Origin of the sequence: Rhizobium bangladeshense (genome assembly GCF_017357245.1) — a bacterium.
GTDB lineage: Bacteria > Pseudomonadota > Alphaproteobacteria > Rhizobiales > Rhizobiaceae > Rhizobium > Rhizobium bangladeshense.
The window spans coordinates 2992292-3004548 of record NZ_CP071612.1 but is presented as its reverse complement, the minus strand read 5'-3'; the positions used below and the strand labels follow the sequence as shown (position 1 = coordinate 3004548).

Genomic DNA, 12257 nt, shown 5'->3' with positions numbered 1-12257 from the left:
TCAGGGGCGGCGTTTGCAGCCCCTCATCCGGCCTGCCGGCCACCTTCTCCCTGCTTGCGGGGAGAAGGAGACTCGCAGCGACCTCCCAGCCCGTAATAGCATTCCAGCAGGGCGTTCCCTCTCTTGCCAGGCGGCAGAGAGTTCGGGTGAGGCGCAACATTTTCCATCTGCGCCCGCAAGATTGCGGCCAGGCGACAAGAACAGGCAAAGCCATGAGCGGAACCGACAACGCGGCCGATATCGTCCCGATCAAACGCCCGGTGCGCTGGCACATCTTCGTCTTCATGCTGCCTGCGGTGATCGTCTATTCCGCCGTCATGGTGCTGCCGCTGATCGAAACGCTCAGGCTTTCGCTCTATAATACGGTAGACGGGCAGCCGGCCTTCGTCGGGCTTGCGAATTTCAAGGTGCTTTTCGGCGATCCGCGCTGGGCGCATGATTTCTGGAACGCCCTCGTCAACAACGTGATGTTCTTCGCCATCCACATGTGCGTGCAGAACCCGATCGGCATTGCGCTCGCCGCGCTGCTTTCCGTGCCGAAATTGCGGGGTGTGGCCTTCTACCGCACGGCGATATTCCTGCCGACGCTGCTTTCCTTCGTCATCGTCGGCTTCATCTGGAAGCTGATCCTTTCGCCGATCTGGGGTGTCGCGCCCTGGATGCTCGATCTCATCGGCTTGAAGTTCCTGTTCGCGCCTTGGCTCGGCAAGCCAGGTTCGGCGCTGATCGCAGTGTCGCTGATCTCCAACTGGCAATACATCGGCATTCCGATGATGCTGATCTATGCAGCGCTCCTCAGCATCCCCGAAGAGGTGATCGAGGCGGCCGAATGCGACGGCATCACCGGCTGGGCGCAGTTCTGGAAGATCAAGCTGCCGCTCATTCTGCCGGCGATCGGCATCATCTCGATCCTGACCTTCGTCGGCAATTTCAACGCCTTCGATCTGATCTACACCGTGCAGGGCGCGCTTGCCGGCCCCGATATGTCGACCGACATTCTCGGCACACTGCTCTACCGCACCTTCTTCGGTTTCCAACTGCAGCTCGGCGACCGCTCGATGGGTGCTACGATCGCTACCGTGATGTTCCTGATCATCCTCGCCGGCGTCTCGCTTTATCTTTTCGTCATCCAGCGGCGCATGCGTCGCTACCAGTTCTGAGGAGCGCGCATGTCCAAGGCACGCACATCTCCAATCCGCACCGGCCTCGTGCATCTGGCGCTCTCCGCCTATACGCTGGTCGCGCTGTTCCCTGTGTTCCTGACCATCGTCAACTCGTTCAAAGATCGCGCCTCGATCTTCCGCGAGCCGCTGATGATCCCGACGCCGTCGACCTTCAGCCTCGTCGGATATCAGACGGTGCTCGGGCAGGGCGATTTCGCAACCTATTTCCAGAACAGTTTCATCGTCACGATCGTCTCGATCCTGCTCGTGCTGCTGTTCGGCGCCATGGCGGCCTTCGCTCTGTCGGAATACCGCTTCCGCGGCAATATGCTGCTCGGGCTCTATATGGCGATCGGCATCATGATCCCGATCCGTCTCGGCACGGTGGCGATCCTGCAGGGCATGGTGGCGGCCGGCCTCGTCAATACGCTGACGGCGCTGATCCTCGTCTACACCGCGCAGGGCATACCGCTCGCCATCTTCATCTTGTCGGAATTCATGCGCACGGTTTCTGACGATCTGAAGAATGCCGGGCGTATCGACGGGCTTTCCGAATACGCGATTTTCTTTCGCCTGGTGCTGCCGCTGGTGCGTCCGGCCATGGCGACTGTCGCCGTCTTCACGATGATCCCGATCTGGAACGATCTCTGGTTTCCGTTGATCCTGGCGCCGGCCGAAGCTACCAAAACGGTGACGCTCGGTTCGCAGATATTCATCGGCCAGTTCGTCACCAATTGGAATGCGGTGCTCGCGGCCCTGTCCCTCGCGATCCTGCCGATTCTGATCCTCTACGTCATCTTCTCGCGGCAACTGATCCGCGGCATCACCTCGGGAGCGGTCAAGTGAGCCAGGAGAAACTGATCCGCGTCCTCGTCGCCGGCCTCGGCAATATGGGCCGCAGCCATGCGCTCGCCTATCATAACAATTCAGGCTTCGAGATCGTCGGGCTCGTCAATCGCTCGACGCCGGTGCTGGAGCCGGAACTGCAGGGCTATACTATTTACCCGGACTTCGCCACGGCGCTTGCGGAGCTGAAGCCGGACCTGTGTTCGATCAACACCTATTCCGACAGCCATGCCGATTACGCGGTCGCCGCCTTCGAGGCCGGCTGCCATGTCTTCGTGGAGAAGCCGCTGGCGACCACTGTCGCCGATGCTGAGCGGGTCGTGGCCGCAGCAAAGACTGCCGGAAAAAAGCTGGTGATCGGTTACATCCTTCGCCATCACCCATCCTGGGTGAAGCTGATCGAGGAGGCGCGCAAGCTTGGCCCACCTTACGTCTTCCGCATGAACCTGAACCAGCAGTCCAGTGGCCCGACCTGGGCGACGCATAGGTCGTTGATGCGCACGACCTCGCCGATCGTCGATTGCGGCGTTCATTATGTCGACGTCATGTGCCAGATCACCGATGCGAGAGCCGTCGAGGTGCGCGGCATGGGACTGCGGCTCTCCGACGAGATCGCCGCCGACATGTATAATTACGGCCACCTGCAGGTGCTGTTCGAGGACGGCTCGGTCGGCTGGTATGAGGCCGGCTGGGGGCCGATGATCTCGGAGACCGCCTTTTTCGTGAAGGATGTGATGTCGCCGAAGGGCGCGGTGTCGATCGTCATGGATCCGAACGCCAAGTCCGACGATATCGACACGCATACCAAGACCTCGGTGATCCGTCTGCACACGGCCGAAACCGGTCCCGACGGCAAATTCATCCGGCCCGACCAGGATATGAGGATGACGGGCGAGCCCGGCCATCAGGCGCTTTGCGACCTGGAACAGGCCTTCATGCTGAGGGCGATCCGCGAGGATCTCAACCTCGACCGCCATATGGCGGATGCGGTGGCGTCGCTGCGCATCTGCCTTGCCGCCGATGAGAGCGTGCGCACCGGCCAGCCGGTCAGATTGTAAGGGAAAGACAGTGGGATCACTTCAACTCAAATCCATCCGCAAGACCTATGGTACGCATGAGGTGCTGAAAGGCATCGACCTTGAAGTCGAGGACGGCGAGTTCGTCATCTTCGTGGGGCCGTCCGGCTGCGGGAAATCGACACTCTTGCGCAGCATTGCAGGCCTGGAGGATGTCACCTCCGGCGCCGTCGTCATCAATGGCCGCGACGAGACGCTGACGCCGCCGGCCAAGCGTGGTATCGCGATGGTGTTCCAGTCCTATGCGCTCTATCCGCACCTGACGGTCAAGGACAATATGGGGCTAGGCCTCAAGCAGGCGGGAACGCCCAAGAACGAGATCGACAAGCGCGTCGGCAAGGCGTCCGGCATGTTGTCGCTTGCGCCCTATCTCGCTAGGCGGCCGGCCGAGCTTTCCGGCGGTCAGCGTCAGCGCGTCGCCATCGGCCGCGCGATCGTGCGCGAACCGGAACTCTTCCTGTTCGACGAGCCGCTGTCGAACCTCGATGCGGCGCTGCGTGTCCAGACCCGGCTCGAAATCGCCCGGCTGCACCGCAGCCTGAAGGCGACGATGATCTATGTCACCCACGACCAGGTCGAGGCGATGACGCTGGCCGACAAGATCGTGGTGCTGAATGCCGGCACTATCGAGCAGATCGGTTCGCCGATGGAACTCTACAATCGCCCGGCCAATGTCTTCGTCGCCGGCTTCATCGGCTCGCCGCAGATGAATTTCATCGCAGGAGAGAAAGTCGGCGATCACGGTGCCAAGACCATCGGCGTGCGTCCCGAACACATGACGCTGTCGCGCGAGCAGGGAACCTGGGCCGCGAAGGTCGTGCATGTCGAGCATCTCGGCGCCGACACGATCATCTATCTCGAATCCGAGCAGTGCGGTCTGCTGACGGCGCGTTTGTTTGGCGAGCATCAATACGAGCCGGACGAGATCGTCCATGCAACGCCGGACCAAGCGCACGTACATCGCTTCGATGTGGATGACGAGGCGATCCGATGAACGCATGGGCAGAGGGATGAGCCCCGCCAGCCGGCCTGGCGCGGCTTATCATTCCTGTCGTATGCGGTTTAATCAACCGAGCACGGGCCGCATGAAGCTCCGTTCATAGCTGATGATACTGCGGTTGCGTTTGTCGAGTTCGAAAGCGGCCTCACATTCCGGATCGCTGGCCATGCTCGTGCGATAGTCTTCGTAAGCGGCAAAGCTTGGGAAGGAAAACAACGCAACGGCAATGTTGTTGGCACCCTCTGACGGCAGAAAATAACCATGATGGGTACCACCCATCCTGTTGACGATCGGAATCCAGAGACGAGCATATTCCTCGAATTCCGCGAGCTTGTACGGATCGATCACATAGCGTAGGTGGCAGGTAATCATTGAAATACCCCATTGCGTAGATGCCTGGCGGAGGGCTGCCGGGCTGGTTCGGCTGTGCACAAGTTCCGGCACTGAACCTCGGAAAGCTCAAGTGCTTTGTGGTGATGGCTGCATCACGTTTTCTGACAGGTCGGTCGGCCTGAAGTGAAAATGGCGCCGCGACGGCGGCGCCTTCCTGCAAGATCACGCTAGCGGTTCAATCGCGGATGATCAGCAGGTCGGCTGCCATGAAACGGAGCGTCACGGTTTCTCCGGCCTGCGGCGGGGTGACGCCGGGGCTGTTGAACATGTCGAAGGAGATGACGTTGCCGCCAACATTCATGCGGGTGCGGATGACCGAGCCGAGGAAGTGGGCGGACACGACCTGACCAGTCAAGGCGGTGTCGCTTCTGGCGGTGTCGGAGAGAGAGCCTGCTTCCGGGCGCAGCGCCAGCGAGATGGTTTCTCCGGCCTTGTGGGCTGCGACCGACTGCTTCAGTGTGATCTTCTGATCGCCGATCTGGATGAGGTTGATGTCGGGATCGATGACCTTGGCTTCGATCAGGTTCAGCGTGCCGACGAAGGAGGCGACGAAGCGCGTGGCCGGTTTGTTGTAGATCTCGAAGGGCGAGCCGATCTGATCCGCCTTGCCGGCGTTCATGACGACAATGCGATCGGAGATCGACAGGGCTTCTTCCTGATCGTGGGTGACGAAAACCGTGGTGATGCCGAGCTGTTGTTGGATCTGGCGGATTTCCTCGCGCAACGACACGCGGATCTTGGCATCGAGCGCAGAGAGCGGTTCATCGAGCAAGAGCACCTGCGGTTTTACGGCGAGCGCACGGGCAAGCGCGACGCGCTGCTGCTGGCCGCCCGACAACTGATAGGGGTATCGGTCGGCCAGATGATCGAGCTTGATCAGGCCTAGCATTTCCTTGACGCGGGCGTCGATTTCGGGCTTCGGCGCGCCGGCGACCTTGAGGCCGAAGGCGACATTGTCGCGCACGGACATGTTAGGGAAGAGAGCATAAGCTTGGAAGACCATGCCGATATTGCGCTGGTTCGGCTTCAGCGCGCTCTGGTCCTTGCCGTTGATCGTCAGCGTGCCGCCGGTCGGGGTTTCGAAGCCAGCGATCATGCGCAGGACGGTCGTCTTGCCGCAGCCGGACGGTCCGAGGAAGGAGATGAATTCGCCCTTCTCGATGTTCATGTTGAAGTTCTTGACGACCTGAACCGGGCCGAAGGATTTCTGAATGTTGTTCAGTGTGAGAAAGGACATGCCGGTTACCTTAAGCCTTTGCCGGGCGAGCTTTGCCGAAGCGGGAAACGAGGTTGAGCAGGCCCATGCTGAGCCAAGTGATCGAGAAAGCAATGACCGCGAGCGCCGAAGGCTCGTAAGCCTTGTTCGCGCCGACGAGCTGCAAATACGGGCCGAAGGCCGGGCGGTTGAGCAGGGCGGCGAAGGTGAATTCGCCCATTACGATCGCGAGCGTAATGAAGGCGCCTGACAGCACACCGCTCATCACGTTCGGGAAGATGCAGCGGAACATGATGGTCGTCCAGCGGGCGCCGAGGCTTTCGGCCGCCTCCGTCAGTGTGCGAACATCGATGGCGCGCATGGCGGTATCGACGGCGCGGTACATATAGGGCAGTGACAGCGTGATGTAGGAGAAGACCAGCAGGGCGTTGGTCCCGGTCGTCGAACCCGTCAGCGGCAGATAGGACGAGGAATTATACATTCTGAGGTAGCCGAAGACGATGACGATTGCCGGAATGACGAGCGGCATCAGCGTGATGAATTCGACGACTGGACGCATCTGCGGCAGGCGCAGCCGCACCCAATAGGCCGTCGGCACCACGAGCAGCATGCCGAAGACGATGGTCAGAAGCGCCATGAGCATGGAGTAGCCGAAGGTTTCGCGGAACTGAATATCCGAGAAGACTGATGTATAGGCATCCAGGCTGTATTCACCGCGGCGCATGCGCAGCGAAAACTCGATGGTGCCGATCAGCGGGATGATGAAATAGGATGCGCCGAGAATGATGGCGATCCAGGCTCCCAAGCGTTGGGTTTTCATTTTTGCCACCTCTCGGCGCGCATGCGCAGCATGAGGTAAAGGATGTTGGACACGCCTGTGATGACGATCATGCCGAGGGCGATGGCGTAACCGAGGTTGGGATTGTGCAGAACGTCGCCGCGGATCTGCGCGTAGAGCAGGATCGGTACGATGTTCAGCGAGCTGCCGGTCAGCGCAAAGGCGGTGGCGATAGCGCCGAAGGCGTTGGCGAAGAGCAGCAGCGTCGTACCGAGCAGGCTCGGCCAAAGGATCGGCAAGGCAACCATCGTCCAATATTGGCGATTGGTAGCGCCGAGGATCTGCGAGGCTTCGCGCCATTCTTTCTTCATGCCATCAAGCGCCGGCGTCAGGATCAGCACCATCAGCGGGATCTGGAAATACATGTAAGTGATCGTAAGGCCGAAGAAGGACAGCAGGTTGAAGCCTGTGCCGTAGAGATTGAAGCCGAACCATTCCCGCAGGAAAACCGTCACGAGGCCCGTGCGGCCAAGCGTGGCGAGGAACGCGAAGGCGAGCGGCACGCCTGCAAAATTCGAGGCAACGCCGGAGAAGGTGAGAAGCGCAGAACGCACCGAGGCGGGCAGGCCGCCGAGCACGACAGCCCAGGCAAGGAAGAAACCGATCAGCGCGCCGCCTAGTGCCGACGCCACCGAGACGCGGATACTGATCCAGTAAGCGCTCATGATCGATGGAGTAAAGAGATCCCCGATATTCTTCAGCGTAAAATTGCCGTCCGGCGTCAGGAATGCGCCCACTACGAGATAGAGCGTGGGGATGATCAGGAACAGCAGCGAAAAAATAATGAAGGGTGTAATGCCCAGCCAGTCGATCACGCGGTCTTTGCTGATCAAGGGAGCGCTGCTCACCATCGGCGTTGAAACGGTACTCATAGAAAAGCTCATCCTGGGGCGTCGGAGAGAGAAAGCCTCCCCGCCTTGTGAGCGGGGAGGCTGGATCGAATATTACTGAACGTTGGCGCCGACGACGCTATCCCAGTTCTTGGTGATGGTCTCCTTGCCGGCGGCCTGCTCTTCGAGCGTCGGGAAGACGGCCTTTTCATAGGCCTCTGCCGGCGGCAGCTTGTCGAGCAGTTCCTTCGGGATCTTGTTGTTTTTGGCAAGATCGTTGAAGCGGATCGGGTGGCAATAACCCTTCAGCCAGCCGAGCTGACCTTCGTCGGAATAGAGATATTCCATCCAGAGCTTGGCGGCGTTCGGGTGCGGAGCGAAAGCCGAAATGGCCTGCACGTAGACGCCGGCGACGACGCCCGTCTTCGGAACGACGACTTCGAAAGGAGGATTGCCCTTCAGGCTTTCACCCCAGGAAAGCGCATTGTAGTCCCAGGCGATGATGATCGGCGTGGAGCCTTGTGCGAAGGGGGCAGCCTTGCCGACGACAGGCACGAAGTTGCCGGTCTTGTTCAGCTCGGCAAAGAACTTCAGGCCCTCTTCGCCTGCCTTGGCAGCGTCACCGCCGGATGCGGAAAGACCAGCCGCATAAACGCCCTGAACAGCCTGGTTGGCGCTGCGCGGATCGCCTGCGAGTGCTACGCTGTTCGCATAGTCGCTCTTCTTGAGATCGGCCCAATCTGCCGGCGATTCCTTGACCAGATCCTTGTTCACGAGGAACGAGAGAACGCCGTAATAGTCGCCGTACCAGTAGCCTTCGGCATCCTTGGCGCTATCGGGGATCGAATCCCAGGTAGAAACCTTGTAAGGCTGGATCAGGCCATCTTTCTTGGCGGACGGGCCGAAGGAGAGGCCGACGTCGATGACATCGGGGGCCTGCGGGCCGGTGTTGCCCTTGTTGGCCTTGATGGCTTCGATTTCGTCACCCGAGCTGGCATCCGGATTCAACTCGTTGACTTCGATACCGTACTTCGCCTTGAAGCCGGCGATGACATCGCCATAGCCGCACCAGCTGTGCGGAAGAGCGATGGTGGTCAACGTGCCTTCCTTCTTGGCGGCGGCGATAAGTTCTGCGCTCGGTTCTGCGGCGGCAATCGCGGTCGAAGCCACGATCATCGCAGTAGAAAGCGACAGAAGTCGAGAAATGTTAGAGATCACTGTTGTTCTCCTTCGGTTTTAGTGTCTGGCGATGCTGTTAATGAGCTTACATGAAGCTTGTGTGACGGCTGGATGACGTTAATTTTGCCGGAATAGCAGGCGCTTGAGGCAGATGTTTCATTTGCGACTGCATTGCTCATTTCCGCCAATCCGTGCTTGTTTTTCCTCTCCTTAATCTTGGCCCCCTAACCGAGTTTGCGGAAAAGCTTGGTCTGCTCGAATAGCCCTTCCAGCGTCTTCATGCGTTCCTTCGTCTCGTCCCAGGTGGAGTTCTGAACGGCTTCGATCAGAGCCTCGACGATGAAAAGGGTGACGACCGACGAATCCCAGGCCGAAGGCGCTTCGATGCGGACCCGGAAAGCGTGCCGCGCGAGTTTGGCGGCAGGCGAGCCCCATTGGTCGGTGAATAGGACGATTTCGGCCCCGCGCTTGCGGGCGGCGGTGGCAAGGCTCACCATTTCCTGTTCGTAACGTCGGATGTCGAAGATGATAAGGATGTCGCCGGCATTCATGTTGAGGGCATATTGCGGCCAACTGCTGGAATTGGACGACAGCAGCGTCGTTGCCGGCCGGATGACCTGCATGTGAGTGAAGAAGTACTCGGCCAGCGCTCCGGTTATGCGGCCGCCGACGAAATAAAGGCCGCGCTTGCGGTCGGACAACAGCGAGGCGACGCTGTCGAAAGTGGCGGTGTCGAGATCGGTCAGCGTCTGGCGTAGATTGCCCATGATGGCATCGGCAAAGCGGTTGAGGATATGGGTGCCCGGCGCATTTTGCGCCCAGCGGTCATGCTTGGCGATCGGGTTGGAGATCGTTGCCTCGACCTCCTGATGCAGGCGCGCCTGAAAATCCGGATAACCCTTGAAGCCCAGCTTCTGCACCATCCGCACGACAGTCGGCGTGGAGACGCCAGCATTCTCCGCGATGGTGGTGATGCTGCCAAGGCCGGAAACCGGATAATTGTCGAGCAGGCTTTCCGCCAACTGCTTTTCGGCACGTGTCAACACGCTCAGATGCGAGTGTATGACGTCCGAAACCGTCTTCGACGCAGTTGTCACCTAGCTATGCTCCCCGGGATGGTCTAGCGCCACTTTCCCACGCAAAGTTAACAACGCTGTCACAATCAATGTCAACTACTGTCATGAAAAGAAATTTTCAGAGACTGCTTGACACCCGGCAAAAGCTGAAGAATTCTTTTCTTAAAGATTTTATTAAGGGATAGGAGTGGCGGCTTTGGTGCTGGCCCGGCCGAACATCCTCAGCGAAGCGGACGGCGATTGCGTCGGGATTGAGCGCGTTGATGGCCGGAGCCCCGTGATGCTCATCTGTGAGCATGCATCAAACAGGCTTCCTGCCAAGTTCGGCGATCTCGGCCTTTCCAAAGAAGCGCTGTCGAGCCACATCGCCTGGGATCCCGGCGCTCTCTCGGTCGCCCGCGGCATATCAGAAGGCCTCGATGCGACACTCGTATACCAGCGGTTTTCCCGGCTGATCTACGACTGCAACCGGCCGCCGAGCTCTCCGGGGGCCATGCCTGAAACAAGTGAGATCTATGCCATTCCCGGCAACAAGGATTTGACTTTCGAAGAACGTCTTGCGCGCAGAGACGCGCTCTACGTGCCCTTTCATGACGCCATTCGCGGGCTGATCCGCGATCGCCGGGCAAAGGGACAGGACAGCGTCATCGTGACGATGCACAGTTTCACGCCGGTCTATCACGGGCGTGAACGGCTGGTCGAACTCGGCATATTGCATGACGAGGATAGCTGGCTCGCCGATCGGATGCTTGATGCTGCGGCCAAAGCGCCGCTTTATAGAACCGAACGCAATCAGCCCTACGGGCCTGAGGACGGCGTGACCCACACGCTGATCCTGCACGGGCTTTCGAACGGCTTGCGCAACGTGATGATCGAGGTCCGCAATGACCTCATCGCAGACGATGTCGGCCAAGGGGTCGTGGCCGATTATATAAAAGGGCTGCTCCAGCAGAGCCTAGACGCCTGATAAAAAGAAGACCCGAGGGAGCAGTCTAACTGCGGACGTCCGAAGGCGAAATGCTGCGGACTATTGGCAATGAACCGGTCGCAATCCCGCGGCCGATCGTCAACAGGGGGAAGTCATGTCGGATTATACCGAATTGGACAAGAAGCAGGATGTTCACATCCTGCATTCCATGGGCTATGCCCAGGAACTCGAACGGCGAATGAGCTCGTTCTCGAATTTTGCAATCTCGTTTTCGATCATCTGCATTCTTTCCGGCGGCATCAATTCGCTCGGGCAGGCAACAGCCGGAGCTGGCGGAGCGGCGATTGGCATTGGCTGGCCGCTCGGCTGCCTCATTTCGTTCATCTTCGCATTAGGCCTCGCGCAGATCGGCTCCGCCTATCCGACAGCAGGGGGGCTCTATCACTGGGGCTCAATCCTCGGAAACCGCTTTACCGGCTGGCTGTCGGCTTGGCTCAACCTGCTCGGGCTCGTCACCGTGCTCGGCGCCATCAATGTCGGCACCTTTTATTTCTTCTTCGGTGCCTTCGGGCCGCAATTCGGTATTGAGGACACGCTTCTTCATCGTGTCGTGTTTGTGGCGATCATCACAGCGCTGCAGGCGGGGATCAACCATTTCGGCATCGGCCTGACCGCCAAGCTTACCGACTTCTCGGGATATCTGATCTTCGCAACGGCGATCCTCCTGACGATCGTCTGCCTTGCGGCCGCGCCGAGTTGGGATATTTCACGGCTCTTCACGTTCGCCAACTATACGGGCACCGAAGGTGCATCGCTGGTCTGGCCGGTGACCGTCTCCACCGGCATGGCATTCCTGCTCGGCTTGCTGTTGCCAGTCTATACGATCACCGGCTACGACGCCTCGGCGCATACGTCGGAGGAGACAGTGAAGGCCGCCGTTTCCGTGCCCCGTGGCATGGTTTCCTCAGTCCTCTGGTCGGCGCTCTTCGGCTATCTCATGTTGTGTGCTTTCGTGCTCATGATCCCGAACATGGACGACGCTGCAAAGCAGGGCTGGAACGTGTTCTTCTGGGCGATGGAGTCGCAGGTGAACCCGACGATCAAAAGCATTCTCTACGTGCTGATATTCGTCGCTCAGTTCCTGTGCGGGCTTGCGACCGTCACCTCGGTTTCGCGGATGATCTTCGCTTTCTCGCGTGACAAGGGTCTTCCGGCATCCTCGACCCTCTCCAAGGTCAGCCCGAGCTTCCGCACGCCGGTCGCGGCCATTTGGACGGGCGCCATCCTCGCCGTCCTCTTTGTCTGGTTTACCTCGGCGATAACCATTGCCGGGACGCCGGCCTATTCGATCGTGGTGTCGTGCACGGTCATCTTCCTGTTCCTGTCCTTCGTCGTGCCCATCGCTCTCGGCCTCGTTTCGATCGGAACGGCGAAATGGCCGACAATGGGGCCATGGAATATGGGAGTGGGGCTGTACAGGGTGGTTGCCGTCCTCGCTATCCTCTCAATGGCGCTGATCTTCTACATCGGCATTCAGCCGCCGAACGACTGGGCGCTTGAAATTACCGTCGGTTTCCTAGTGTTGACCGCTATCGTGTGGTTTGCATTCGAGAACCGCCGCTTCAAAGGTCCGCCGATCGGCGACGCCATTGCCAAGCGTCAGGCTGAGATCGCGGCCGCCGAGGCGGCTGTCGGCGAGGCCTGAGAAACGA

At 59.5% G+C, this 12257-nt stretch carries 12 protein-coding genes; 6 read left to right on the top strand and 6 right to left on the bottom strand.

Features of this window, described 5'->3' with window-relative positions:
• Nucleotides 1-212 precede the first annotated feature (212 nt).
• Genes J2J98_RS14635 through J2J98_RS14620 form a run of 4 tightly spaced genes read left to right on the top strand, consistent with a single transcriptional unit; the run spans nt 213 to nt 4079 of the window.
• Nucleotides 213-1160 carry a carbohydrate ABC transporter permease gene (locus J2J98_RS14635; protein ID WP_207601434.1) on the top strand — a complete coding sequence of 316 codons (948 nt, stop codon included), beginning with the start codon at nt 213-215 and terminating at the stop codon, nt 1158-1160.
• Nucleotides 1161-1169: 9 nt separating this feature from the next.
• Entirely contained in the window at nt 1170-2009 is an 840-nt protein-coding gene (locus J2J98_RS14630) for a carbohydrate ABC transporter permease (protein ID WP_012484543.1), read from the top strand.
• Nucleotides 2006-3067 carry a Gfo/Idh/MocA family protein gene (locus tag J2J98_RS14625; RefSeq protein ID WP_064711521.1) on the top strand — a complete coding sequence of 354 codons (1062 nt, stop codon included), beginning with the start codon at nt 2006-2008 and terminating at the stop codon, nt 3065-3067. Before J2J98_RS14630 ends, J2J98_RS14625 begins: the two co-directional genes overlap by 4 nt.
• Nucleotides 3068-3077: 10 nt before the next feature.
• On the top strand, nt 3078-4079 hold the full coding sequence (locus J2J98_RS14620; RefSeq protein ID WP_064705638.1) for an ABC transporter ATP-binding protein: 1002 nt from the start codon (nt 3078-3080) through the stop codon (nt 4077-4079).
• Between the two features lie 72 nt (nt 4080-4151).
• On the opposite strand, the gene J2J98_RS14615 is transcribed toward J2J98_RS14620, so the two are convergent.
• From J2J98_RS14615 to J2J98_RS14590, 6 genes are all read right to left on the bottom strand, one after another.
• Nucleotides 4152-4457 (bottom strand): NIPSNAP family protein, encoded by a 306-nt coding sequence (locus tag J2J98_RS14615; protein ID WP_207603137.1) that lies wholly within the window; start codon nt 4455-4457, stop codon nt 4152-4154.
• A gap of 196 nt (nt 4458-4653) precedes the next feature.
• Complete coding sequence (locus J2J98_RS14610; RefSeq protein WP_064711522.1) at nt 4654-5715, bottom strand: ABC transporter ATP-binding protein; 1062 nt, start codon at nt 5713-5715, stop codon at nt 4654-4656.
• Nucleotides 5716-5725: 10 nt separating this feature from the next.
• Nucleotides 5726-6514, bottom strand: coding sequence for an ABC transporter permease (locus J2J98_RS14605; protein ID WP_064705635.1), 789 nt, complete (start codon nt 6512-6514; stop codon nt 5726-5728).
• Nucleotides 6511-7404 (bottom strand): ABC transporter permease, encoded by an 894-nt coding sequence (locus tag J2J98_RS14600; protein WP_064705634.1) that lies wholly within the window; start codon nt 7402-7404, stop codon nt 6511-6513. The genes J2J98_RS14605 and J2J98_RS14600 overlap by 4 nt, the downstream gene beginning before the upstream one ends.
• Before the next feature lie 72 nt (nt 7405-7476).
• Nucleotides 7477-8580, bottom strand: a complete 1104-nt coding sequence (locus tag J2J98_RS14595) for an ABC transporter substrate-binding protein (RefSeq protein ID WP_064705633.1) — start codon at nt 8578-8580, stop codon at nt 7477-7479.
• A gap of 185 nt (nt 8581-8765) precedes the next feature.
• Nucleotides 8766-9638, bottom strand: coding sequence for a MurR/RpiR family transcriptional regulator (locus tag J2J98_RS14590; protein ID WP_064705632.1), 873 nt, complete (start codon nt 9636-9638; stop codon nt 8766-8768).
• Nucleotides 9639-9813: 175 nt separating this feature from the next.
• Between J2J98_RS14590 and J2J98_RS14585 the strand changes: the two genes are divergently transcribed.
• Both J2J98_RS14585 and J2J98_RS14580 read left to right on the top strand, forming a co-directional pair.
• The gene (locus J2J98_RS14585; protein ID WP_207603136.1) at nt 9814-10584 is read left to right on the top strand and encodes an N-formylglutamate amidohydrolase; all 771 of its coding nucleotides are present in this window, start codon (nt 9814-9816) and stop codon (nt 10582-10584) included.
• Nucleotides 10585-10699: 115 nt separating this feature from the next.
• Nucleotides 10700-12250 carry an amino acid permease gene (locus tag J2J98_RS14580; RefSeq protein WP_207601433.1) on the top strand — a complete coding sequence of 517 codons (1551 nt, stop codon included), beginning with the start codon at nt 10700-10702 and terminating at the stop codon, nt 12248-12250.
• Nucleotides 12251-12257 lie beyond the last annotated feature (7 nt).

Excerpts from the sequence above, each read along its gene's own strand:
- J2J98_RS14635 (WP_207601434.1), top strand. The coding sequence starts at position 213 with ATGAGCGGAACCGACAACGCGGCCGATATCGTCCCGATCAAACGCCCG.
- J2J98_RS14630 (WP_012484543.1), top strand. The coding sequence starts at position 1,170 with ATGTCCAAGGCACGCACATCTCCAATCCGCACCGGCCTCGTGCATCTG.
- J2J98_RS14615 (WP_207603137.1), bottom strand. The coding sequence starts at position 4,457 with ATGATTACCTGCCACCTACGCTATGTGATCGATCCGTACAAGCTCGCG.
- J2J98_RS14610 (WP_064711522.1), bottom strand. The coding sequence starts at position 5,715 with ATGTCCTTTCTCACACTGAACAACATTCAGAAATCCTTCGGCCCGGTT.
- J2J98_RS14605 (WP_064705635.1), bottom strand. The coding sequence starts at position 6,514 with ATGAAAACCCAACGCTTGGGAGCCTGGATCGCCATCATTCTCGGCGCA.
- J2J98_RS14600 (WP_064705634.1), bottom strand. The coding sequence starts at position 7,404 with ATGAGTACCGTTTCAACGCCGATGGTGAGCAGCGCTCCCTTGATCAGC.
- J2J98_RS14580 (WP_207601433.1), top strand. The coding sequence starts at position 10,700 with ATGTCGGATTATACCGAATTGGACAAGAAGCAGGATGTTCACATCCTG.